Below are 24,929 nucleotides of genomic sequence, written 5' to 3'. Positions count from 1 at the left end.
ATTGAATAACCGATTCCTTAACGTACAGGGAATCGGTTGATTTGTGTCCAAATTGTGTCTAAACGTACAATTTTCTTTTTTTGATATGGTGACCCCTTCAATACCAGATCTGCTCCAAAATCATTTGACTGCTTTGTGACTGTTGGAGAATAACCCAACTCTCGAAAGAGAGCTTTTAGATATACTTCAAATTGATGTCCGTCCATTTTATCTATATAACGAATACCGGACTTAGCCATTCGCTTTAATATTCTTCGCTCCTGGAACTTCCGGTACATAAATTTACAAATACGAAAAAGAACATAAAGGATAAAACCATACATCAAAATTTGTAATATGTTTGGCATTTCTGGTAGATTAGACACTTCGCTCCACCTCTTTAATTGGTTTCATTTTCTTTGGTTGGGCTGTTTCTTTTGTTTGTTGCTCATTCACTTGTTTCTTCCGGACATCGTTCCAATCTTTTTCATTCGTTGGAATATCCTCTTTAAGATCTACAAAGCATTTCATTGTTTGAATGAAGTCTTTCCCAGCCTTATCATTATCAACTGCCATTATGACCTCTTTAATATCGTGCCCTTCTTTTTTCGCATCCATTAAAGATTGAATCACTGTTTTTGACTTCAATCCATGCATAGAAACCAGACGAGCGTTTTGTATCTTATTTTGCTTAATACTCCAATGAGATAACATGTCGATTGGATCTTCATAAAAATAAATCTTATCCGGTTTACCTACATCAACCGTAAAACCGGCATTGATTCTTTCATAATTTGGGACAATTTGCTTAAAACTACCTCTTTTATTCTCCATTTTGACCGTACCTTGTCGGTTCATTCCAATGACTGGCCCTTTGCCTCCTTCTTCCCTCCATTTGAACACCACATTATTTTTCTTATCTTGGGCGATGAGATCCTTTTTAATTAGCCAATTCACTAAGCGAGGATCTATTTTCCGTTCATGAATTAGATATTCTTTTATCTCTGTTTGCTTATTTACTTCCAGGTGTTTGGGATAACTAAAAGGCTGCTGCTCCTTTTTGCGCTCCTCTTCAGCTTTTGAACGATCAAACTCTTTGTAGTCCCCCTTCTGAATGTCCATCACAGCTTGTGGGAATGTCATGTCATAGTACATCATGGCAAAGCTAATCGCTCCATATCCTTTTTCCCCTCGGCTATTCCAGGCGTACTGATTCCCTTTAATGATGAGACTATCATGCTCCGTATGACGATAATAGTTACCTTCTTTCTTAAACGTTTCTCCTTTTGCTTCCAGATATGAAATCAAGTCAACGTTTCTTGCTTTCATCGCATCCTCCGCACTGACATATGCCATTACGGAATCCCCCCCTTTACTCTATAGAATGAAATAAAAAAGAGGACTATTCCGTTTCCTAGTCCTCTTTTGCTACTTATAGTTGTTACATTTCATTTTTATTTGCCGAATAAGAATTTTAATCGCTTCTCCTGTACGCTGTATGATAAACGAGCGTCAAATTTCTTCCCGTTTTTGTTTGAGATAAACCCTTTAATCTGATCCGTTACATTCTTTTCTAATAACTTTTTCACATGGTTACTACTTAAATTTTTACCAGAGAATGTACCAAAAATAATGAAGTCACAGCCTTTTTTGTATTTCTCACATAGGTAGTTACTTTTCCCTACAAGAACCCTACTTTTACACAATGGACATTTACCAATGGTACGATCTTCAGTCGTTGGAAAACGGAATTTCAAACTTCCGTCCGCTTCCATATAGATAGCTGCTGTAAATTCTCCCTTTTCTCCTTGAAAGCCGTTGATAAAATCCGTTGTTTTATACTGAAGTAACTTTTTCATCTGATTACCAGGGATTGCTTTCCCTTTCATCTTGGCTGGTAACATAAAATCACATCCATTTTTATGCTCTGTGCATCCATAAAATGTTTTACGATGAAGCATATCCCCTTTTTTACATTTTGGACATTTACCAAATGACAGCTCCTCTTGTGTTGGGAACTGAAATTTAACTTTTCCTTCATGTAACACGAGATAAGCGGAAAACTCCTTCTCATTGGACTTAAATCCTTTTAAAAGATCTGTTTTCTTATCTTCAAACAGCTTTTTCGCTTGCGCTTCCGGAATCGCTTTTTCTTTAATTTTTTTCGGTAAGGAGATTTCACATTCCGGATAATTACTGCACCCGTAAAAATTGCCTTTATGAAGGATTTTTCCTTTTCTACAAGGGCATTTGCACACCTCAATTTGCTGATTCCAAGTATTAATAATGCTATCCGACACCTTATCATCCATTGCGCCTAATTGTTCCACTGTGTCTTTTACAAACGTATTCGTTTTCTCCACAAATTCCTCATATTTCATTTCATTCTTTTCGATCATGTAAATCATCCCTTCCATTTCAGCCGTATAAGCTGGATTTTTGATTTCATCTACCGGAAAAGCATCTATAAACGCACGACCAATATTAGTAGTTCGAATCTGACTGTTAGTAACATCAATATAGCTTCGCTCTAACAATTTTGGGATAAACGTTTCTTCCGTTGCGACTGTCCCAATCCGTTTTCCTTTCATAAGTTCTTTCAAATGTTCATCATCTAATTTACGCCCTGCCGTCTCCATAAAGGTTAAAATAGAACTTTCCGTATGAAAGGCTGGTTTCTTTGTTCGAGACTCAATCAAGTCATACTGAACAATTCTGAAAGAATCTCCTTCTCGTAAAATAGGTATCTGAAATGCTTCAACTGACCCCTCTTCTATATCCTCTTGAAACACACTTAGAAACCCTTTCTCTTGTAGGATTTTTTCTTTTGTACTGTATGTGTTGCCCTCTTGATCTATAAAATGTACTTCTCTTACCAGGTAGATTGCTGGTTTCATAAAATTCCCGATAAATCGTTTTACAATTAAGTCATATAACTGTTTTTCTAATGGTTCTCGGTTGGTCCCGACATATAATTTTGTTGTTGGGATGATGGCAAAGTGACTACTGACTAATTCATCATTAAAAGTAGAATGTTTTTTCGTAATAGAAGATGGAGATACTTGTTGTACAAGATTTGCATAGGCGCTTTTTTCTAATGCTGCCATTACTTCTTTCACTCGTTCCACTTGTTCTGTAGGTAAATGCCTCGATGAAGAACGAGGATATGTGATAAAGCCTTCTTCATACAAACTCTGAATATGTTCTTTTGCTGTTTCAGCATTTATTTTCAGTTTGGCGTGAGCATCTTTGTAGATATCCGTTAAGTTATATAATAATTTTGGTTTCTTTTTTCTCGTACTTTCTTTAAATTCCGTTACGATTACATTCGTTTCTTTCAAGCTTTCTCCAAGCTTTTGTAGTGGCGATGGATCTATCAATTGATCTTCTGTTTTCATTACTGGTGATAAACCATTTTCCGTTAGTAGCTTTAAATTGTAATAGGTTTGTTCTTTGTAATTTTGAATAGCAATTTCTCTTTGTCTGATTTCATTTAAGATACACATTTGAACACGACCAGAAGCCAATAAGAACTGGTTTCTGGCTAGTTTTGATGTACTGCCCCTTGTAACATTAATTCCTAAAATATAATCCAGGTATTGCCTTGCTTTAGCGGATTGAGCAAGTCCATCATAATCCGTTAATGGTTCCAATCGGTTCAAGGCTCCCTCTAGTTCTGCGGCTTCATAAGAAGAGATAAACAGGCGTGATTCTCGCTTGTTCACACCTGCATATTCAACTATTTCACGATAGATAAGCTCACCTTCCTTATCCGCATCACAGGCGTTTGCCACATGATCTACATCGGGACGATTTAACAACTTAACCAATATTTCAATTTGTTCAAGACTATCCGATTTTTCTTTATACTCCGGCTCTAAAATAATGGGCAAGTGCTCAAATTTAAACTCTTTGTATCTCTCATCCATTTCTTCTGGATATTTTAGTTCTAATAAATGTCCTCGGCACCAACTAATAATGTAATTTTCATTTTCATAGTATCCATAATATGGCTTACTCCCTGAATACCTTTGTGAGTTTCTAAACCTAGGTGATTTTAATAACTCAACAGCTACCTTCGACTTTTCAGCAATAAACAATGTTTTCCCCATACGTATTACCTCCTATTAATCTGCAATTTCAGTTTTACGCTTCCATTTCTTATTTCTCCGCTTTTTCATCAATCTGTGACCAAATAATAGCAACATGTTTAAAAAGACAGCTACAAGGAACATACAGCCCGCAAACAGCCATACATTCATGGCATTCTCTCCTTTTGTTCTATAAATAAGAAAGAGGGCTTTTCCTTTTACCCTCTTTCATTTTTAGATATAAAAAAATCACTCTCCGCTATCTCAATTGAGTAACAAAAAATGATTTAATCTGGTATTACGGCTATACAATTTTTCATCGTTCCATTTCCATTGTTTCTTTTTTTCTACCCGATTTCTTTGTAGACTTCGACTGCTCTACATTCCCAGGATCTATTTCTTTTTCTTTATCATTCGTTTTTTTCCCATTCACTGGCTGAACTTTTTTATCAAAATCCATTTCATTTGAAGTTGTATACTGATTCACCATTATTCCTTCTTTCCCAAGTTTCTCATCCACCTGGTTTTCTAATTTCACTATATGTTCCTGGCTTACTAGCTCATTATCAATCGAAACATACTTTGTTGTATAATATCGCTCTTCAGCTTTTACACGAGTGACAATGCTATCAATATTATCTGGTGTCTCTTCATATTGTGAACGTCTGTATGCTTCGAATTTTCGGCTTAAATCTTTATCTAATGTAGTTGGCTCCTTTTCTTTTAAAGGCTGAATATGTTGATCTAGAGAAGCAATAGGTGCATATCCTTCCTTTTTCATTTCTTTATATAATTCCACTTCTTTTTCATTAAATGAGTAATCTTTTTGTGCCTCCGCTTTATCAACTAAGTGTCCATATCGTTCATCTTTTACCAATTCATCTAGACTCATATTTGCATCCTTTTCATAAACAACAAATGACAAATTTCCTCTCCCATCAAAGATAGAACTTTGAACCTTTTCATATAAATCTGGTTTCAAAATGTTATCTAAGGGATAATCTTCCCGTTTTCCGTTCTTTTCCATGAGGAAAACAGATAAATCTTCCCGATTTGTTGAATCTTGATTCCATACAGACAAATAATCAATATCTTTCGTAACAGCATCCATCATGTGGATTCTTGCAACTTCTTCTTCATCGTGTATACCGTTTGCTAATACTTCAATTGTTACTAAGTGATTGGGTGTCTCTTTTGATTTTTCTAATGGATTTTCTTGTACTTTTTCCATCGGTATTTCTTTGTTATTTCTATGATTCACTACCTCATCTCGTAACGCTTGTTTTACTTCATCCGATAAATGCCTTTTCTCGTTTAATACTTGTTCATACGGTGTCTTGTAGTCCCCATCCCCCATATTCATACGATCCATACTCACAAGCTCCATTCTTCCAAAATCCCTATCAACTTCTTTTGGAATGGCAATATGATAACGAGCTTGATCGTAAGGGATGGTTTCACCTCTTTCTCTAGCTTCTTCCCTTGCTTTTTCAATACTTGCAATAACTTCAGCCATTTTTTCATTTGCTTCTCCGAATGGAATCAGTTGATTATTCTTAAAAGCTTCATTGTCGCTCCATTGAACTAACATAGTTGGACGATTAATTTCGTCCTGATTTAGTGCTGCATATTTTTCTTGATTCGCCTCGTTAAATGCATTAATAAATTCTTTATCACTCAATTTCTCTGCACCTTCTACAGGTTCAAACGCATGGTTCCTATCTGCTTGTTCCCTTAGCTCTGCAACAGAAACAAGCTCTTGTGTCGTATTACTTAAACTCATGTATTCCACTAGTAAAATATTTTTTTCACTTTCATTCTGTTCTCTATTTTCATTCTGTCTTTCATTTTCTTTTATTTTAGCCGCTTCATATTTTTCTGTATGAAATAAAATAGCGTATCGATCATCTTGTTCTAACTCACTTAAAGGAATAAGTATATCTTCTTCACGTACAGTAAATGACTGACTTTCGTTTCTATCAAGGAGAGTATCTTTTACTTTTTCATAAACATCGCCTTTAAAAATATGTTCAATATTAGAAACGTCCCTTTCGCCATTATAAAATTCATCACGGTCTAATACGCCTGGATCATAAATTGCCATTTGATATACTTCTTTGGTTTCTGCATCCACCATGTGTAATTTTGCAATCTCACCGTCTTTGATATCCTTATCCAATATTTCAACTGTTACTATATGCTCTTTCCCGTTATCAGACACTTGTTTTGACATATTATCTACTCCCTTTTCATTCGTATTTTCTTTTTCCTTTTCTAACGTATTTTCAATTGTTTCAATAAATTCAATTGAAGTTTCATGTACTTCTTTCAACAACTTGGTTTTATCTTTCATTTCTTTTCCTTGTGTCCAACTCGCTAAATATCCTAACGAATATTCGCTTGTATCAATCCCAAAATAAGAAGAAACGGCATAAGCTGTCATTTCTGCTTGAAACTCTTTTTCTGGTGCTGTGTAATTCATATGTGTGTCTGCTGTATGAAGTTTGGCATGTGCCAATTCGTGAAGAAGTGTTTTTACATTTTGTAATTCACTGTTTCGTGGATTCAAAGCAACTTCTTTTGTTAAGGTGTAACTAACTCCCTTTGCGACCCCAAGTTCTTGCTTCGGCTCAATAATTTTTACACCGTTTTTTTCCGCAATGGCTTCCATTCCTTTATACAAACTCTGGTAATCTGTAACACTCCCTTCTAGCCAACGATTCGGAAAAATACGGGGTAGATCTTCCGCTTTTGCGTTTGTTTGAGACAGGTCAAACACATGACCGACAGCAAAATATAAACGACCAGGCATCACTTCTACGCTTTTAGATTCAATTTGTTTTTTCTCTTGCTCACTCGCCTTTGTAACGGATTTCCATGTCCCATCTTTGTCTTTAAATTTTGCTACAGTTCGGTTTGGAACAAGAATTTTGATTCCTTTCTCACCCTTCTTAACCGGAAATCCTTTTTCTTTCCAAAAAGAAAAGGAACCAACTGCACTGGCTCCCTGGAATTGACTCTGTATTAATGAAATATTAGATGGTGAATAGTGATAAAACTTTGCCATAAACGTTAAATACTCTTTCAAATCTCCCGGTGTACGAAAATAACCTTCTACACTTTTTTCCATCTTTTTTGTTAAAGCTTGCACCGCTTCTTTCTTTTCTTCTGGTGATTTCGTTTGGTACTTTTTCTTATAACTTTTACTCATGATCTTCTCCTACTCTTTCACTTGCTTTTTGTAATTCCTCCATTTCCTCTTCATTCCATCTCTCAGCTGTATCAAAGAAAAGCTCATGAGTTTTCACATTAACTGGAACTAACATATTTTCTTGATTCATGACATGGACTGCAAGTTCTTCCTCTTGTTCTCGTGTAATTTTGATTGTTAGTTCTTCCTCTTTTACAAGTAAAACAAGTTCACCTTCTCCAACCTCTTTAATGACTCCTAATGCGATATCTTCATGAAATAATAACATCCTAATAACCTCCTGTTTTTTTATAAAAAGAAACAATGTAGCTTACGTTACATTGTTCTTTGATGCCTCATGATCTAAACGTTTTTGTCTTGCGTTACTAATCCGTTCGGCTACGACTTCTTTTGCTATCTTCACACTTCCCATCTCTTGTTTATCAGTCGTAATAAGACTATTTACACCCTCTAAAAAGAAATAACCATTTAATAACTCAATTAAAATTTGCGTATTTCTATCCGCACTATTTGCACCAAGACGAATTTTTGTTAGTTCACTTTTCAACACATCATGTAGATTCTTTGATACAATTTCGGAAATATAATTCAATGACCATTCTGTATTTTTTGATGCTTGATGCTCCATACAAATTTTCGATATAGCATCACCAGGATGAGTAATATTATTTTCATCCATGTAGTCTTGAATGTATTGATGGACATTTTCATTCAACGATAACTTCATTCGTATTTTTTTATTCTCCATGATCTAACCCCTCTCATTTTCATATGCATTTTCCCTTTGCATACGCTCATAATACTTTTGATTTTTCCAACTTTCATATTCACTTTTAAAAGCGCCTTCCACTTTTCTCATAGAATACTGAATAGATACATTCTGCTGAAATTTTCGAAATGACTTTGATTTTTTCATATGATGGATTCTTTTTTGTTCTTTATCATATGCCTTCATTTCTTGTAAAAAGGCGTTACCCATTCTTTTATATAGGTCATTAATTTTATTCGTCTTGTAATTTTCATATTGCTTCTTATCATACTTTCCTTCCCCATAAGCTTCTTTAAAAACTTGCACTTCTTTATCTAACTTTTGGAGAAACTGATCGTAATCTTTTTTATGATGATGTTGAATATACCGACTGCTTAATTCATCAATTTGCGGCTTTAATGGTTGAATCGTATTGTAGCTATATTGCCACTGTCTTTTATCACTTGGTAACTGTTTATAGATTTGTAAAAACAATGGTTTCAAATGTTGATTACGCCAATCAAAAACGGAATCTTCTTTTTTCCTTCCCACCATATTGTTTCGAATCAAATCATTAATTTGTTTTTGTTCCTGCTTACGATCTAACAAATTATTCACAACTTTTCCCTTCATCGCATCTAACGTTTTGGGTTTTCTTTTACCACGTTCTCTCGTTGGAAATGGTTCAACAGTTGCCACATGAATATGAATATTATCCGTATTAAAATGAATGGCTGCCGACCAAATAGAGCTTTTTTCCAACCCCTCTCTTTTCTGCATTTCCTTCATCGCAAGTCGTGTTACATCCATTAACTTTTTTTCATCCAATGTTTTTGTTTTCTCATCATAAATTCCTTGTTTCTCTAACCAGGGATTATGAAAAGAAATGACATCTTGCCACATGATACTTCCATTTTCATGAGCGGTTTTAAACATTTCCTTTAAGGACTTTTTCTCACTTTCTGTTAAACGATTTGCGTGTTCCGTAAATAGTGCTGATGTCTTTTCTGAATTACCCATGTAGTCTTGATACGTTTCGAACATTTTCGGATTCAGCTTCACTTCACTTTTCGCTTCCTCCCGATCTACATAATCAATGTAGTTCTGAAAAGCATCCGAACTTGGCAACACAAATTTCGTTTTTAATACAACACCTGGTGTGACGGAAGACTGAACAGGAACCGCATTACTCATTTTCAACATCCTGCATCATCATTTGAATAAACTCATTCATTTTCTCCATTGCGCTATAACAATCACTCATCATATGGATATTCTTTTCAATGAGATTTTCTAATTCCATTTCCCTTTTATTTTGTTGCTGAAAAAATGCCAGCATTTCAATTTGAGCTTTCAAAAATTTTTGCCGGGATAATCCGTTTCTCTTTGCCATTTCATCTATTTTCTTTACGGCAATTGGATCTACTTCTCTTATTCTAATTTCCACTTTTCCCTCTCCTTTCTGCTATTCTGGGTAAAGATCAAAAAATAGCGAGAAGAGCATAAGGGGTTTTTGTTCCCACCTAAGGTGTGAAGCTAGGCGGAGCCTAGCAAAACGATGGGAACAAGGAAAGAAGTTGAATGTCCCCATTACGTCCCTATCTTTTTTATTAATGTCTCCATCATGTCCCGTTATTTTTTCTTAACGTCCCTTTCATGTCCCCTTATTTCACCTCAATGTCCCCATTGTGTCCCTATATCTTTTTTCACTTTTTATTAATTTCTTGTTCCTTTTGCTCTAACTTTTTGATTTTATCTCGTGCAATTTTTTGTTCCCCTTTAAACAATTCCACGTTCTTTTCTGATGATTTTATTTTTGATTCTAGTGATGCTATTTTTGATTGTGTTTCCGTTTTTTCTGCTTCCGTTTGATACTTCATTTCATCTTGTAATTCTTTTACTTTTTCATAAACTGTCTTCGCATTTTCTTCTTCCAGTTTGATTGCTTTCCCATAATTTTTTATCTTTGTTTCAATATCCTTTTTGTCTCTTTCTATAAAATCTCGCTCATATGTTTTTTTATCTTCAGCTATCAATTCGTCATTCGCTTTTGTTTTTCTTTGATCGGTAAAAATCGTCTGAACTAATTTATTCGGACTTTTTGTTGCTGTATTTTCTTCCTCGTATTCGTTAACATCTTGAGTGAATTTACGAATATCCATTTGTTCTTTCTCACCATTTTTATTGTAAATATCGAAAGCTAATGCTCCCCAATTCGGAGATAAATCTTTTACTTCTACTACGTATTTTCCGTTCTCCTCATACAATACTTTGACAGGTAATTGAACACCTGGATTTGTTTTTTGCTGTGCTTTAAATGTATATCCTGTTTCCTCATATCCTTCTAATCGAAAGTAAATTTGTATAAAGTTTTTGTGTGGATTGTATCCCCTTTTCTCTACAATCAATTTCCCCATACCCGACAACTTAATTACTTTATTTGTCTCTGTATGAAATAGTTTTTCATCGTTTGGCATGTAAATTTTAGATGTTAAGAAAGCGAAAAAACCTAAAAATAGAAAGCTGATAATTGTTAAGTAGATCCACGACTTATTTTTTCTTAGATTGATTCTTTCACTCTCCTTACCAATTGCACCTATCACACTCTCACCCCACCTTTTTCGTTATAAAACTTTCATATTTAACTCTTCCACACTTGTAACTCGCCATGTTTCCTTTTCTTTTTTCATGATGATTCGTAACACATTGTTTACTTTTTCTTCTCGATTTTGCGTTGAATCTGTCGTGACATTTATAAATTCAGCTAACACATTTACTTCCTCTTTATCCGGTTCATTTTCTTGTAAATAAAACTTCATTTCTATTGGTTTTGTTTTATACGTATCTCCTACTTCGTATTTATCAGTTGGATAAAATTGTTGTAAAAGTTCTTCACTCATAATGGATTTTGCTTTTTCTTTTCGCTCACTGTAGCCTTCTTTTTCTCGATGAAATGATAATTGAATAAACGTTTCGGCTGTCGATAAATACGCCCTTCTCTGTTGTTCTTGTGCGGAAGGAAGCACCTTATCCAGTCGTTTTTTTAAGTCTTCATTTTGCTTTGTTAGTAATTCATTTGAAAGTTTTAACTGCTTTTCTTTGCCATCACTCATTGATTTTTTTCTCAAATAGATATTAAAAGCTGTTACACCTACAACTAAAATGACAAACACAATAAACAAGGACTTCCGTTTATCTTTCATTCTTTTAGTCTCCTATTCTTTCGGTTTTTAGAACCTTCTTACATGACCAGAAAAGACCTTTTTCCAATACGGATTATTTAAATCTTCAATAGATACCCCTTTATTCGTTTGACAACCAATGAAGTGATCCTTATCTATAACCAAACCGACATGCCCATCTTTTTTATAAGTATCAAAAAATATTACATCACCAGCTTTCATGTCATTTGGTGATACCTTCTGACCAATTTTATTTAGTGATTCTGTATTAACATCTGTTACAGGTCCTAGATCTCTTCCTACTTGCTTAAATGCCCAATGCACAAAACTTGAGCAATCAAATATATTTCTATCAATCTCACTTTGCTTTCGTCCTCCACCGAAAACATAGGTACTTTTTCCTATCAATGGACGACCAACATCTACAACTTTTACACCGCTACTTCCTCCGCTTCCGGAATTGCTTCCACCACCAGATACAACAGAACCAGGCTGATAATATTTCAAAACCGCATCAACGTACAAGATATCCCCATAACACGCTTGAAACGGTACAGCTTCCGGCCTAAGGCAATGATACATACCAGTGTGAGCTACTTTTTTGTATTGTTCTTGCGAAAATTTTATAGCTATTTCTTTTGTATATTTACCACCATTTGAAGCAACAAAATCAAAAAATCCAGTACCAAAATTGTAGGCTTGTAGGGCTGTTTTTATATGATCCATGTCACCAGGACTCGTTACACCAGCTCTTTCTATCGCATGTTTAAATTCTTGTACACCAGCCCAAATACTGTAGTCTGGATCTGTAATACAATTAGGCTTTTTACAATACTTTGTATTAAATGCGCCTTCGGAACTCTGCATCGGATCACTACCACGTCCTCCGCTTTCTTGCATCATTTGAGCAAGCATTAAAGCAACAAATGGTTCCACACCAAAGGCTTTCGCATGCTTCCGAATCGTAGGTTCCCATTTTAGAACTTCAGGCGAAACATTCATGACTTGCCCTTCACCTGTATACGTAATATCACCTGTGTCTGTTCCACTATCGCTCCCCATTGCTGCTATGAAAATACTAACCACTCCAAGTAAAAGAAAAGAAAAAAGACCCATCACAAGTAGCGCTAAAGTGATGAGCCATTTCTTTGGTATAACCTTCAAAACTAGATGCATGGTATTAAGCACCTCCCCCGAATAACATCAATTCTTCGTCTGTTACTTCTACATGAAAATGAATATTTTTTACAGCCCCAATACTTAAGATGACATCCCCTGTTGGCAAATGTGGAATCGCTGCAATTTCACTTTCGCTTAACTGTCCTGCAAATACTTTTCGTAACATATCTAAACTGTTATTATCTTGCTGCATAATAAATTTGTACTGTGTAAGTTCAAATAACTTTTTAATTTCATCAATCATTTCTTGTGAAGATCCTTCCGGTACAAAATCTCGAATTGTATGACTTGCATATAAAAGACCAGCAAAATATTTTCGATCTTCTCGGCTAAATTTAGTTAAAAATTGTAGGGCATGAGCGCTTTCTTTTTTCGTGTTGATAATATGATGAGCCTCGTCAATAATAATGAAATAACGAATTACATCTTCAAAAGCAAGTTGTTGTTTAGTATATGCCTCTAATTGTGGCGCACCATTGGATATCATTTCATCCCATATTAAATTAAAAACATTAAAAATTTGCGCTTGGAATACTTCCGGTTTAAAATTTGAAATGTTTCGTAAGGAAAACGATACAACTTGTTCTTTTTTAAAGTTTTCAATAGTGGAATGACCATCAAATAATTGTGCATATGCTTCTACTAAATTCGTAAGATTTAATTCAATTAATTCTAAACGATGAATTCTACTATCTCCTAAATTATCATGATGTTTTTTAGCTTTTACATCTTGATATAATTCTTTGCGAACAAACATTAAAAAGTCAGAGAAAATCGGATATTCTTTTGGTTTTCTTGTTGTAATTTCATTTTTCGCTCCTTTTTCATCATTCCATAATCCCATACGAATATATAATTTACGAAGCAAGTTTTCATATTCTTTAATTTCATCATCTTTTGCTTCTGGCGCAATGAATCGATAAAAAATTGTGAGTTTAGATAAATGCTGAGTGAAACTAACTTCCTCAAGTTCTGCTGTCTTATATACTTGAAGTGGGTTAATTTGACCTTGTGAACCATCTAATGCAATTGTTTTCCCGTTCAGATCACGTACTGTTTCCTCAAATTCACCTACAATGTCAAAAATACGAATAAAATGACCTTTACTTGCATAGTCTACCGATTTCTTTTTTAGTAATGTTGATTTTCCAGCACCAGGCTTTCCAATCATTACACCGTTATAAAACTTTCTTTGTTCGTCTTTATGAAAAATATCAAAAATAACATTTCCTTTTGTTTTCGTTGTTCCATAATACGTGCCGTATGGATCGTGCAAATAGGAATAATGAAACGGACACCCACCAGCCAAACTGACTGCCGGAATTTCTTTCCCTTTTCTTCGGTTCACATAATTTTTTTGTGTATCAAAGCTCGTTACGAGTGCATCCCATTCATACTCTTGTTCATTTAAAAAGACAGCTCCTCGAAAGTTATAAGACTCTAATGTTTCCATGATTTCTTTTACTTGTTTTTCTAACTCATCTAACGTTCTAGCGGAAACATAGATACGGATATGAATACGTTTCATAACCTCACCTTGTTTCAAATCCGTATAGAGAGCTTCCAGCTCTAAAAATTCATTTTTTGCATCGATCCGATCTATATTATCCTTCGCTGTATCATGCCGAACACTTTGTTCACTCATGGATTTATTAATCGATTCAATAACTTCATTTCGATTATCACTCATGACATCTAATGTTGTGATCACATTCGGCATATTCATAATTTGCTCTAACCAAAAATCATTTACTTCTGTTGGATAATCATAGACATGAATGCAAGTACCTAATCCATCACCTGTTTGAAAATAACTTTCTTTAAAACTAATTCCCCCTTGTGGCTGAACTCTAGCCACTAAAAAGGGGTTATAACCTTTCTTCTTTTTTAGTTCCTCTTGTTTTTCTTTTTTAGATTTTTTACTCTTGAACGCAAACATATTGTTGCCCCCTTACTACCATATATTTTTCGTTCCTAATTTTGCATTTTGATTGAACAATTTAAACATAAGCTCTAACTTTTTCTCTTCATCCACCTCTAATAGTTCAGTAGAGCGCTTGATATATCGTTTTGCTGCATCTACACGTTCTTTTACGATTAATTCCGTTTCTCCATAAATAAATAAGAAGGCTTCCCGATTGGTTCTGCCCCATTCTAAAAACTGAAGTTCTTTTAACTTTTGATTTAAAATTCGTTCATACAAAGGACTGGTACATTCTTTAATTTTCTTCTCAATATATCTTTGTTGTTCGGTTGTTTGACATGGGAAGTTTAAAAAAACGAGTTTAATGGACTCTTTGTAGGCTTGATAAAAATACGCATGTGAGAAGATAACAAATGCTTGCTCGTCGCTATTCTTAGAGAACATATCATCACTTTCCACTTGAAGAATTTCTAGAAACTCCTCATTTTTCAGTTCAAATATGCCATCCTCTGTCATGTCTACAATTTGCATAATTTCCGCAATACTTTTCTTTACCTTTGGTGGTGCTTCTTTCTTTTTTCTAGATAAAAAACCTAACAGTTTTGGATTTTTCTTTTTCGAATCGTCTTTCTTTGGCTTTTCTTTCTTCTGTTTTTTTACTTTTGGTTCTACCTTTGGTTTTTCTTCTTTCTTTTTGTCGGGTAGCACCTTCACAATTTCTTTTGGTTCAAAAATTGATTCTTTTACATTTTTTTCGTTAAATCGAAAAGCATTTTTCTTCGGTCTTTCTAGTTGTTTTGGCTTTTCTTTCTCTATATCTTTTTCGCTGAATAACGCCATATGTGATCCCTCCCTTATTGATCGTTATCAATGGCGCAATATGCACCTTTCCTTCTTAGCAATGTAATAATCAATACTTCATACATTCGTTTTTGTGGATTCGTACTTGGTCGCCAAATCATGATAATTGCAACAGCTACCATGAAAAGAATAAATGGTAGCTGAAAGGACTCATGTACGAAGTTCCTAAGAATCATCGTTACAACTAATAAACCAATTAGTAAAAAGAAATCTATTAAATAAAGCACTTTATTAATCCGTAATTCTGTACTGATTTCCTTCGGAATCCGATAGCTTCTCATCGGGATTCCCTCCTTTTCGACAATAAAAAATAAGCGTACGATTACGCTTATTTTTTATCTGTATTCTTTTTATTTTTGTTTACAATATCTCTCCAACTTTTACCCGTATTTTGCCCCATCTGATAAAAACGCTTTGTATTCTGTACCGTTTCAGAATTATGAATGCGCTCTTGCACTCCTCTTACCTTTTGTTTCATGGATGATGTTGTATTTTTAACTTTATCGGTTGTATATTGTCCTAATGTCCGTGTTTCTTGACTTCTACTTGCTGCCACTTCTTTATCACTTTCATAAGGAATAATTGGGCTACTATGTGTCACCGTTACGATATCGGCTGGTACCGGGCTTCCTACACTTGATGCTGATCTTGGTGTTTCCATTGGTGCCGGGCTACTTCCACTTGGTACTAATCTTGGTGTTTCCATTGGTGCCGGACTACTTCCACTTGGTACTGATCTTGGTGTTTCCACTGGTGCCGAGCTACTTCCACTTGGTACTGATCTTGGTGTTTCCATTGGTGCCGGACTACTTCCACTTGGTACTGATCTTGGTGTTTCCATTGGTGCCGGACTACTTCCACTTGGTACTGATCTTGGTGTTTCCATTGGTGCCGGGCTACTTCCACTTGGTACTGATCTTGGTGTTTCCACTGGTGCCGGGCTTCCTCCACTTGATGCTGGTCTTGATGTTTGACTTCCTTCACTTGCTCCTTGTCTTACTGTTCCTGGTGTTTGAACTCCTTCACTTGTTCCTTGCCTTACTGTTCCTGGTGTTTGAACTCCTTCATTTGCTCCTTGTCTTACGCCTCCTGGTGTTTGACTTCCTTCACTTGCTCCTTGTCTTACTGTTCCTGGTGTTTGACTTCCTTCACTTGTTCCTTGTCTTACTGTTCCTGGTGTTTGACTTCCTTCACTTGTTCCTTGTCTTACTGTTCCTGGTGTTTGACTTCCTTCATTTGCCCCTTGTCTTACTGTTCCTGGTGTTTGAACTCCTTCATTTGCCCCTTGTCTTACGCCTCCTGGTGTTTGACTTCCTTCATTTGCTCCTTGTCTTACGCCTCCTGGTGTTTGAACTCCTTCATTTGCTCCTTGTCTTACGCCTCCTGGTGTTTGAACTCCTTCATTTGCTCCATTTGATTTTCCAGCCTCTTTCATTTCATCTTGAAGACTTGTTGTTCCCGATTCTTGCCCATTCGCTACCCCAGGGTTTTCGTTCCCTCCTTTTTTCATGTCTTCTTGAATAGATGGCGTACCACCATTCTTTTTATCTTTTTCCTTATTTAAGTTACCTTTTTCTTTTTCTTTTTTTGCTAAATCATTACCTTTTTCTTTTTTCTGATCCGCTTTTTTCATTTGATCTTGCAAGGACTCTTTATTTTCAGACTCATTCCCTTTTTTCAAACCGCTTATAAGCCCTGCCACGCCACCTGTTGCCATCGCTGCCGCACTTGCTGTTTTAGCTGCTGCAACACCAGTTCCTTCTGCTGCACCTTTCGCTCCTTTTCCAATCATATTTCCGAGACTCTTCATAGGTTTTGAATTTGCAAGACTGCCAATTCCTTTGCCAAGTGCGAAACCACCTACTAACATACCCCAACTGCTCTTTAATCCAATATCTATACCGAATAACCTTTCTACAGCTGCTGGACCATCTAGAACAGCCATACTAAATGCGGCTAATGCAATCAGATACGGTACACCATTTAATTTGTCATGGAGAAAAGCTGTTCCTATTAGGTATAGCTTCAAAGATAGGAATATCATAATCGTTGCTATAAATATATTGAGGATATTAGATAATACAGCTTTTAACTTTTGACCATTCGCAACATCGGCTGGTGCTAATATGTTCGCTAACAAGTAGTTAAATGCTAATTCATAAAATAACCTAGCTAGTTTAATACTCACCAATAACAAAGTTAATCCTGTTATCAGTAAAGTAAAGAATATATTCCAAAAGTTCCAGTGCCAGCGATAATACTTTTCTGGAAAGAAATCAAACCATCCATCCTTCAATTCAGCTAAAGATGCAACTCCTAACGCATCCATCACCCTTTTATTCTGTAGAATTTTTTGACCACCATCTGATAAATCCTTGTCTTTTGTAAATTTGAAATCGGAATCAATTTTTTCTGTAATATCTATTTGTCTAATATTTTTTTCTGGAATGTGATTCTTCGGATTCATATCTTCTTTCTTTTTCCATTTATTTTCATCTATTACTGCAATATCTGTTATGTTCTTCTTAATAATTTCATCACTTAAAGAACCCTTTTGTTCAGATTTCACAACTGCTATGGCATCATCGGTGAACTTATCAACCTTTGTCATACCCGTACTTAATAAACAAAGTACACTCAATGTTACGAAAATATTGATGATAATTTGAGAACGATTCATTTGTTTGTTCATAATAAACATATAGCCAATATATAAAAACGAAATGGCTAAAAGAACGACAAACAATGGATATAACATATCAACAAAATTTTGTATTTCCGGTGAATTAAAGAATCCTTTAATCCCCAGTATGGCATCTGTCACACCTTCTAAAGCATCTACAACTAAAGATAAACCTACAATTAGAAACCATCCTAGCCAACGTAATACATAATTCACGATGTCTCCTACTTGAAGATAATCCGAGAACGTTTCTAAAACCTTTAAAATCTCTTCATCTTTCACGATTTACCCTCCTCTCATACTTGCTATTGTCCCAATACTTCTTTTGCTGTCCAACTCACTCTTTCATTTAATCTGTCGATACGAATAATCAATTTCCCTTTTTGTTCCCGATCTACTGAAAGGAAAAGAACCGCATCTTCTAGACCAAGAATGACCTCATTTTCTTCTGTCACAAATGGCGAGTAGCTATCTAAAATCAATTGCATTTTATCCGTTATTGTCGGTACACACATTCCCTGTTCCTCCTTTATGTTTGGAATCAAAAAAGCACTCAATTATTTGAGTGCTTTCTAACTTGTTACTTTTTCTTCTAAATCCCGTAAGATTCGATTAATCTTGTTTTCGACTGCTTGATAAACACTTTTGTCGATGTGGTCATTGTGAGCTAACATTTGAAATTCACTGTAAAACTCGCCCATTTCTTGATTTTCAACTTCAACTATTGATTTACCTAATTGCTCTAAAAAGAACTTATCAACTAGTTTCAAAACTGCTAAATCAGATTCAAAAAATTCATTAACCGTTTTTTTCTTCCAATTTTCAATGGAGAGAGAATCAAACGGGCTATCTTCCTGCTGAAACGCCTCTTCGGGAATCTCTTCATCAATTCCCATCATGGTTGATTCTTCTATTGGCTGCATTGTCTCTACTGGTGGTAAATCTTCCTGTTTCGGCTCTGATGGTTTTTCCTTTCTTTCTCCTAAAAAATCTACAATGAGTGAATTTGGATTTACGTCATCATGTAGGGAATCAATATCTATATCTAAAATAGATTTATCTGTATCGAATTCTACGCCTAAGTACTCCCATCTGTATTTTAAGGCTGTTTCTCCTGTATTATAAATTGGGCGAGGTCTAATCCGTTTTCTGTTATTATCCTGACGTTTTATAACACGAATAACGGCACTTTCACCTTCTTTAAAATTCATAAGTTCATTTGCTGTTAGCAGTGGGCGTTGATCTAGACCTTCCGTTTTATTTTTATCAGTAGAAAGACCTTTTCCGCTTCGAGAAGGTAGGTTAATCGTCTGATTCCCTAGTTTTTTGGACACTTTTTCGGCGGTTTCTTGATCGTTAGTTAGAATGTAAATGGTATTCCCACAGTTTCCATCAATCGTATCTGCATCCTCACCATACTTATTTTTTAATTGTGAATATGCTTGAATGATAAGATTAAAGCGAACATTTCTACCGAGACAAACCGTGATAATATTCGCCATCCCTTCAATACTTGGCATATTACCAAACTCATCCAGGCAAAAAACCACCTCACGGTGACATTTCCCTCCACGAGCGAGGGATGCACCCTTTGCCAATATAAAATAAAGCTGCCTTACAAAAATAGAAGCAATCACATGGTTCGAAGAATCAAAGTCTGGTGTAATCATAAAAATAGCGACTGGCTTATCGAAATAATCCACTTTTGTTATTTTCATATCTTCATTTTCTTCTACCACTTTAAATTCTGTATAACCCGTTTTTTCATCTATTTTTGTAATAGTAATAGATGTTTTCTTTTGAGGGTTTTCTTTTTCGTTACATTGAATGGTATCTCCAACTTGTATTACTTGTTTGAAATCTAATGCAAAACGTCCTGTAATATCTGCCTTGATAGACTCCTTTGAGCCATCTGGAAATACAATGTCTACTCGTTTTCTAGGTGTCACTTTTCCTTTTATCGTTTTTCCAAAACCGACACGTTTTAAATCCACACTATTTTTTGCTGTCATTTTAGCGATCTCATCAAATGTAAAAATAGAAAGTCCGTTCATTGTTTGAGTGAAAATCCCACCTCGTGTCGTTCCTTTTGAAAAGTTTGAGGTTGCATATTGCATCTTCGCAACACTATCCGCTGGTAAACCTTCAAAGTATAAATCTAATGCATTTTGGGGATCAGATTCCGGATCTACAATTACTTCTTTTGAACCAAGTTCTGATAACATATTTGCAACTGCATACATTGTGATTTTTTCTTCTGTACCTTCCGCAATACATTTATCTGTAACGGCTAATATCATAGCGTTACACAAGCTCATAGCGCACTGTTGCCAAAAAGGATCTTTTACAGTTGGGTTGTAATACAAAGTGTGTGAGAGTGTCTTACATAATGCCTGTGCCGTTGAATAATCTCCATCTTTATAGGCATCTTTGACAAGCTGCAATAAGTTATAGCTCATAGAATCAAGTGGAGTTAACAGGTTCAAAACTTCAATGTGATAGCCTCGTTCTTCCAGCGTTTCTTTCGATGCGCTGAACAATTGTGCGTGATAGGTAAAGCTTTGATATCATCTCCACCTTTTCCCCCACCTAACACCGTACGTGACAGTTTCCCGTCATACGGCGTCCCATCATTTTCAGCTAATTGATATAAGTCAATTTATACAGTTATCGGTTCATTTTCAGCCTCAGTTCTGAGTGTATTCAATTTATTTAATTGCTTATCGTTCAATTTCAACGCCAAGAGCGCAGCTCTGATTTTATTCTTATCTGTCATGTGGATTAATTGGTGTATATATTTATCCACAATTATTAAGTTGTGATATTTATCAGTTCCACCGCTTTTCAAAGGAATTTTATGATGACAATGTACCCTATCTATACCTATAACTTCTTCAGTTACATAGCACTTTCCGTATTGTGCAACATATCTCGATATCCTGTTATCATTGTATTCAATACTCCTATTTCGGGAGTATGTTGCCATGACTTGTTTTAAGACATCCTTAGGTATAGCTTTAAGATTCTCATGAATTTTATTACGACCTTTTGCGGTGTAATTGCATATATTTTGTGAGAAGTTCCATGGATTCTTATGATGTACGCCTGTAACTGGAAGTAAAGGTGTGGCACAAACTGTATATATTTTAGTATTAGACTGAATTCCTTTGGCACGTAGTTGAAATTTCTTAGGAGTTTCATAAAATTGAATTACTTTTCCATTTTCACTGAGCCTGTTTTTCATGGATTTGAGTAGAGTGTAGTTAATTTTTGTCAAATCTATATAAATTTTAGTAGCGTACTTGTAATAATTTTGAATGCCAATAAGGGTAATATTAAATTTAAGTACATTTTCTGATGTTGGATGCCTTTGGATTTCTTTTACCTTATCCTTTAGAATTCTTTTGGTGTTTTGCATAGCTTTGTCCGTCATACTACTTTTGGCAACATAGCCATGTTTAGATTGACCTTGTTGAACCAACTTCACTTTAAACCCCAAAAAGTTCGAAGAATTCTTTTTAAGATTAACTACTTTAGATTTTTGCTCATTAATTTCAAGTCCTAATCTCGTACGCAAGAAATCAATGGTGGCATAATAATATCTTTTGGCACCAATATATGTTCTACACATGATTTTAAAATCGTCAGCATACCGCACAATAAACCCATCTTTAAGATTTGTGTATTTACGAGCATAGCCCCTAAAGGCTATAGCCGTCTTATAGTTCTTAGGCTGAAAAGTTTCCCATTGATTGCTAATCCACCAATCCAATTCATTTAAAACCACGTTGGATAATAGGGGAGATATAATACCACCTTGCGGTGTTCCTTTAGTTGGGATACCTTCTCCTTGAACTTCAGATTTTAAGATTTTCGAGATAACACTTAGGAGTGATTTATCACGCACACCTAAGGTCCATAACTGCTTGAGTAATTTCCCATGACTTACGTTATCAAAGAAACCTTTGATATCTATGTCTACACAATAATGCTGACGCCCTAGATTCATTAGACTCACCATTCGACTGAGCGCATGATGAGTACTTCTGTTTGGCCTAAATCCATAACTATGATTATGGAATTTCGCTTCACATATGGGTTCAAGCACTTGTAAAATGCTCTGTTGGACAAGTCTATCCCAAATAGTAGGAATACCTAATGGGCGCATCTTATCGCTTCCCTCTTTTGGGATGTATACTCTCTTAACGGGTTGCGGTCGATACCATTTCAATCTTTTTCTGACTTGTTTTACTACCTGTGTATCATTTAAATGCCAAATATCTTTAATAGTTAATCCATCTACACCAGCGGTCTTACTACCCTTATTTGTTTTAATGTTTCTATACGCTAATCTAATATTTTCTTCTGAACCAATCATATCCATTAACTTATAGAAATTGTTACCGTTAAGACTATAGGAATATAGTTGATCATATTTCGTTTGCATATCGTAGTATTCGCTATGTCTTAGCTTGGTTTTCTTTAACATGGGCTGTAGCCTCCTTATGGAGAAACACTACATCTCTTAGTCTTACTCGAATCCATGTTAACCGTAAGTAACAATTAGCCTGCAATTGACTAGTGGCTATCCCTCCACGTTCATTAGACGTTTCATAGGTACTATGCCACCACCTTCACTACCATAAATCTAGGTTATACGACTAACTAATCTCATTAGTGCTTTCCCTAGAAACGCTTCGTCAGAAGCAAGTCCTCTGCGTTGGTAGCTTACCACGTTCCTTCATTCCTATCTGTACATACACTTTTAGGTTTCTCCTATGAGCCTGCTACCTTGATGTTGCCTGTAACAACATATGGACGTTCATAAAGGAGAGTCTTACTAGCCCACAATAGCGACACTAATTGTGTCAACATACCTTTCGATATGCTTCCGATATAGACCCGTACCATCAGAGATTCGTCTGCACTTTCAAAGTTCGCGATTGCATCATCGTGCATTCTAACCATAAGTGTTTTGTAGACCCCCGGCCTATAAGCTACACCACCCACCTCTGGACAGCTTTCGTGTATTTTAACTTACGGTAGCTCTCAGCCGACTTCCCCGAGCTTCAAACCGTTAGACTCTTGCCAATCTAACCGCATGTCGGAATATTAGAGGTGCCCTTCAAGGCGTTACCCTATCATTTGACAACTCGGAATGAAAGTTCACTGTTGAACAATTGTCCGACAGTGCCTAAGCTTTTCACTTAGGAACGTGTCGCACCCCCCTTTGGATCATTAAAAATTAGGGAGGGTTTATGTTCCGCTCTAGAATAGACATCAATTGTAGGAAATACATAAGTTTCCCCTTTACCAGAGCGTGTTGTACCAATAATTAAGTTGTTTACCGGGCTATCATCAATGAATACCTTATCACCTAGTCGGGAGATAACAACACCACCGCCACCTTTAAATGATTCCTCTCGATCTGGTACAGCTCGGTATTGCTTTTTCAACTCTTCAACTGTTGTAAAACGACTAGAACCTTTCTGATGATTATTTAAGTTTTTAAAGGAAGATTTCAGCTTATACACCGTTCTTGCAATAGTTCCAATCACTACAAGGAAAACAAGCAAGTAGTAAATTGGATGCTCTGCAATTGGCATCCGAAAAAGAAATCCTATCTCCATATGAAACGGTTTGGGATGTAATAAATCACTAAAAGTTGTTTCTATCAGTTCTAAAGATAAGTTGAGTAAAAAATTAGCGATCAAAAACATTCCAACAAACAAAAAAGCACTCAATGGAATGAGTACTTCTTTTTCAGCTAATTTATATTTGATTGATATCTTTTCACTATACATATCAAAGTATCACCTCTGTTCAATCCAGCTTCAAATTAAAAAGGTACTCTTTTTATGAGTACCTTTTTGGCAAAATTAGTTGTTTTCTCTTTATTTACTCGCTACCATCTTTTCATTTTGTTTCAGAACTGGCTTTTCTTGATTCGTTGTTTTCTCTGGGTTTGTTGGTTTTTCCGGTTCTGTTGGCTTCTCTGGTTCTGTTGGTTTTTCCGGTTCTGTTGGCTTTTCCGGTTCTGTTGGCTTTTCTGGATCTGTTGGTTTCTCTGGTTCTGTTGGTTTCTCTGGTTCTGTTGGTTTTTCCGGTTCTGTTGGTTTCTCTGGTTCTGTTGGTTTTTCCGGTTCTGTTGGTTTCTCTGGTTCTGTTGGTTTCTCTGGTTCTGTTGGTTTCTCTGGTTCTGTTGGTTTCTCTGGTTCTGTTGGTTTTTCCGGTTCTGTCGGTTTACCTGGATCTGTTGGCTTTTCCGGCTCTGTCGGTTTCTCTGGATTTGTTGGTTTTTCCGGTTCTGTCGGTTTACCTGGATCTGTTGGCTTTTCCGGCTCTGTCGGTTTCTCTGGATTTGTTGGTTTTTCCGGCTCTGTTGGCTTCTCTGGGTTTTTTGGTTTTTCCGGTTCTGTTGGCTTCTCTGGATTTGTTGGTTTTTCCGGCTCTATTGGTGGCTTTGGTTTTTCTGTCCCTGTATTTTCCGTATTACCATTCTCACCCTCCGTTATAATTGGTGGGTTTACAATTGTATCTGGTTTCTTCTCTGATGGAAGAATATCACCTATACTCGCTACTGAAGAATCAATATTTTGATCACCGAATGCAAAATGATCTCCATTCACGGTGACTTGTGGCTTATTATCCGTAATAGCTGCAATCACATTATCTTTTGTTGTATCTTGAAGTGTTTTATCTGTTGTTTCTTTATCAAAGAGTGCTAGAACACGAGAAGTGGTGTCATCCCCATTTTGAAGATTACTTACAATAGATTTTTCTTTAAAATTAATTTTTGATTTATCCAGTTCTTCGAGTACATAAGCAACTTCATTATCCTTACTTTGAATTGCATTCTCTGTAATTGCTTCAAAATCTTGTTTGTTCAGATCTTCTTTCTTTTCCTCCGGCTTATTCTTATCTACTTTTTTTGTAATAGCTGATTTACTTTTTGATGATTCCTTACTTCCAAACCAACTGCAACCTGTCGTACTTAATATTAATGAACCACCAAGAAAAACAATTCCCATTTTTTTGTACAGATTCTCATAATTTAAAGGCATGTTATTC

At 35.7% G+C, this 24,929-nt stretch carries 19 protein-coding genes and 2 pseudogenes; all 21 read right to left on the bottom strand.

Going from position 1 to position 24,929, the window contains the following annotated elements; genetic code table 11:
* Window positions 1-17 precede the first annotated feature (17 nt).
* Window positions 18-365 (bottom strand): restriction endonuclease, encoded by a 348-nt coding sequence (locus tag NST86_RS31675; protein ID WP_257208476.1) that lies wholly within the window; start codon window positions 363-365, stop codon window positions 18-20.
* Window positions 358-1,335: a DUF3991 and TOPRIM domain-containing protein gene (locus NST86_RS31670; RefSeq protein WP_086424297.1), complete on the bottom strand. Its 978-nt coding sequence runs from the start codon at window positions 1,333-1,335 to the stop codon at window positions 358-360. The genes NST86_RS31675 and NST86_RS31670 overlap by 8 nt, the downstream gene beginning before the upstream one ends.
* Before the next feature lie 98 nt (window positions 1,336-1,433).
* Window positions 1,434-4,091: a type IA DNA topoisomerase gene (locus NST86_RS31665; protein WP_086424296.1), complete on the bottom strand. Its 2,658-nt coding sequence runs from the start codon at window positions 4,089-4,091 to the stop codon at window positions 1,434-1,436.
* Window positions 4,092-4,106: 15 nt separating this feature from the next.
* Window positions 4,107-4,241 (bottom strand): hypothetical protein, encoded by a 135-nt coding sequence (locus NST86_RS31660; protein ID WP_254914314.1) that lies wholly within the window; start codon window positions 4,239-4,241, stop codon window positions 4,107-4,109.
* A 145-nt stretch (window positions 4,242-4,386) separates the two neighbouring features.
* A complete protein-coding gene (locus NST86_RS31655; RefSeq protein ID WP_340935272.1) occupies window positions 4,387-7,281 on the bottom strand; it encodes an LPD25 domain-containing protein in 2,895 nt (964 codons plus the stop codon).
* On the bottom strand, window positions 7,274-7,549 hold the full coding sequence (locus tag NST86_RS31650; protein ID WP_061530243.1) for a hypothetical protein: 276 nt from the start codon (window positions 7,547-7,549) through the stop codon (window positions 7,274-7,276). The genes NST86_RS31655 and NST86_RS31650 overlap by 8 nt, the downstream gene beginning before the upstream one ends.
* Window positions 7,550-7,591: 42 nt before the next feature.
* Window positions 7,592-8,029 carry a hypothetical protein gene (locus NST86_RS31645; RefSeq protein ID WP_086424294.1) on the bottom strand — a complete coding sequence of 146 codons (438 nt, stop codon included), beginning with the start codon at window positions 8,027-8,029 and terminating at the stop codon, window positions 7,592-7,594.
* Window positions 8,030-8,032: 3 nt separating this feature from the next.
* Window positions 8,033-9,223: a MobP2 family relaxase gene (gene mobP2, locus NST86_RS31640; RefSeq protein WP_086424293.1), complete on the bottom strand. Its 1,191-nt coding sequence runs from the start codon at window positions 9,221-9,223 to the stop codon at window positions 8,033-8,035.
* Window positions 9,216-9,476 carry a hypothetical protein gene (locus tag NST86_RS31635; RefSeq protein WP_086424292.1) on the bottom strand — a complete coding sequence of 87 codons (261 nt, stop codon included), beginning with the start codon at window positions 9,474-9,476 and terminating at the stop codon, window positions 9,216-9,218. The genes mobP2 and NST86_RS31635 overlap by 8 nt, the downstream gene beginning before the upstream one ends.
* 259 nt (window positions 9,477-9,735) lie before the next feature.
* Window positions 9,736-10,632, bottom strand: coding sequence for a hypothetical protein (locus NST86_RS31630; protein ID WP_025966429.1), 897 nt, complete (start codon window positions 10,630-10,632; stop codon window positions 9,736-9,738).
* A 21-nt stretch (window positions 10,633-10,653) separates the two neighbouring features.
* The gene (locus NST86_RS31625; protein ID WP_098617318.1) at window positions 10,654-11,232 is read right to left on the bottom strand and encodes a MerR family transcriptional regulator; all 579 of its coding nucleotides are present in this window, start codon (window positions 11,230-11,232) and stop codon (window positions 10,654-10,656) included.
* Window positions 11,233-11,259: 27 nt separating this feature from the next.
* A complete protein-coding gene (locus tag NST86_RS31620) occupies window positions 11,260-12,387 on the bottom strand; it encodes a bifunctional lytic transglycosylase/C40 family peptidase (RefSeq protein WP_012263719.1) in 1,128 nt (375 codons plus the stop codon).
* 4 nt (window positions 12,388-12,391) lie between these two features.
* A complete protein-coding gene (locus NST86_RS31615; protein ID WP_025966426.1) occupies window positions 12,392-14,329 on the bottom strand; it encodes a VirB4 family type IV secretion system protein in 1,938 nt (645 codons plus the stop codon).
* A 15-nt stretch (window positions 14,330-14,344) separates the two neighbouring features.
* Entirely contained in the window at window positions 14,345-15,154 is an 810-nt protein-coding gene (locus tag NST86_RS31610) for a hypothetical protein (RefSeq protein WP_098617319.1), read from the bottom strand.
* Window positions 15,155-15,168: 14 nt separating this feature from the next.
* Entirely contained in the window at window positions 15,169-15,456 is a 288-nt protein-coding gene (locus NST86_RS31605) for a DUF5592 family protein (RefSeq protein WP_025966424.1), read from the bottom strand.
* Window positions 15,457-15,503: 47 nt separating this feature from the next.
* Window positions 15,504-18,140, bottom strand: coding sequence for a pLS20_p028 family conjugation system transmembrane protein (locus tag NST86_RS31600; RefSeq protein ID WP_340935266.1), 2,637 nt, complete (start codon window positions 18,138-18,140; stop codon window positions 15,504-15,506).
* Between the two features lie 23 nt (window positions 18,141-18,163).
* Window positions 18,164-18,373 carry a hypothetical protein gene (locus tag NST86_RS31595; RefSeq protein WP_016128119.1) on the bottom strand — a complete coding sequence of 70 codons (210 nt, stop codon included), beginning with the start codon at window positions 18,371-18,373 and terminating at the stop codon, window positions 18,164-18,166.
* 57 nt (window positions 18,374-18,430) lie between these two features.
* A pseudogene (locus tag NST86_RS31590) lies at window positions 18,431-20,401 on the bottom strand (VirD4-like conjugal transfer protein, CD1115 family); the annotation flags it as partial.
* Window positions 20,402-20,517: 116 nt separating this feature from the next.
* On the bottom strand, window positions 20,518-22,347 hold the full coding sequence (gene ltrA / locus NST86_RS31585) for a group II intron reverse transcriptase/maturase (RefSeq protein WP_061664829.1): 1,830 nt from the start codon (window positions 22,345-22,347) through the stop codon (window positions 20,518-20,520).
* A gap of 736 nt (window positions 22,348-23,083) precedes the next feature.
* Window positions 23,084-23,662: pseudogene (locus NST86_RS31580) on the bottom strand (type IV secretory system conjugative DNA transfer family protein); the annotation flags it as partial.
* 90 nt (window positions 23,663-23,752) lie between these two features.
* Window positions 23,753-24,922 carry a hypothetical protein gene (locus NST86_RS31575; RefSeq protein ID WP_332278777.1) on the bottom strand — a complete coding sequence of 390 codons (1,170 nt, stop codon included), beginning with the start codon at window positions 24,920-24,922 and terminating at the stop codon, window positions 23,753-23,755.
* Window positions 24,923-24,929: the final 7 nt, after the last annotated feature.

The organism is Bacillus sp. FSL L8-0199, assembly GCF_038005705.1.
Taxonomy (GTDB): domain Bacteria; phylum Bacillota; class Bacilli; order Bacillales; family Bacillaceae_G; genus Bacillus_A; species Bacillus_A cereus.
This window is presented reverse-complemented; position numbering and strand designations above follow the sequence as displayed.

Excerpts from the sequence above, each read along its gene's own strand:
- NST86_RS31650 (WP_061530243.1), bottom strand. The coding sequence starts at position 7,549 with ATGTTATTATTTCATGAAGATATCGCATTAGGAGTCATTAAAGAGGTT.
- NST86_RS31610 (WP_098617319.1), bottom strand. The coding sequence starts at position 15,154 with ATGGCGTTATTCAGCGAAAAAGATATAGAGAAAGAAAAGCCAAAACAA.
- ltrA (WP_061664829.1), bottom strand. The coding sequence starts at position 22,347 with ATGTTAAAGAAAACCAAGCTAAGACATAGCGAATACTACGATATGCAA.
- NST86_RS31620 (WP_012263719.1), bottom strand. The coding sequence starts at position 12,387 with ATGCATCTAGTTTTGAAGGTTATACCAAAGAAATGGCTCATCACTTTA.
- NST86_RS31575 (WP_332278777.1), bottom strand. The coding sequence starts at position 24,922 with ATGCCTTTAAATTATGAGAATCTGTACAAAAAAATGGGAATTGTTTTT.
- NST86_RS31660 (WP_254914314.1), bottom strand. The coding sequence starts at position 4,241 with ATGAATGTATGGCTGTTTGCGGGCTGTATGTTCCTTGTAGCTGTCTTT.
- NST86_RS31625 (WP_098617318.1), bottom strand. The coding sequence starts at position 11,232 with ATGAAAGATAAACGGAAGTCCTTGTTTATTGTGTTTGTCATTTTAGTT.
- NST86_RS31665 (WP_086424296.1), bottom strand. The coding sequence starts at position 4,091 with ATGGGGAAAACATTGTTTATTGCTGAAAAGTCGAAGGTAGCTGTTGAG.
- NST86_RS31595 (WP_016128119.1), bottom strand. The coding sequence starts at position 18,373 with ATGTGTGTACCGACAATAACGGATAAAATGCAATTGATTTTAGATAGC.
- NST86_RS31645 (WP_086424294.1), bottom strand. The coding sequence starts at position 8,029 with ATGGAGAATAAAAAAATACGAATGAAGTTATCGTTGAATGAAAATGTC.
- NST86_RS31655 (WP_340935272.1), bottom strand. The coding sequence starts at position 7,281 with ATGAGTAAAAGTTATAAGAAAAAGTACCAAACGAAATCACCAGAAGAA.
- NST86_RS31615 (WP_025966426.1), bottom strand. The coding sequence starts at position 14,329 with ATGTTTGCGTTCAAGAGTAAAAAATCTAAAAAAGAAAAACAAGAGGAA.
- NST86_RS31605 (WP_025966424.1), bottom strand. The coding sequence starts at position 15,456 with ATGAGAAGCTATCGGATTCCGAAGGAAATCAGTACAGAATTACGGATT.
- mobP2 (WP_086424293.1), bottom strand. The coding sequence starts at position 9,223 with ATGAGTAATGCGGTTCCTGTTCAGTCTTCCGTCACACCAGGTGTTGTA.
- NST86_RS31670 (WP_086424297.1), bottom strand. The coding sequence starts at position 1,335 with ATGGCATATGTCAGTGCGGAGGATGCGATGAAAGCAAGAAACGTTGAC.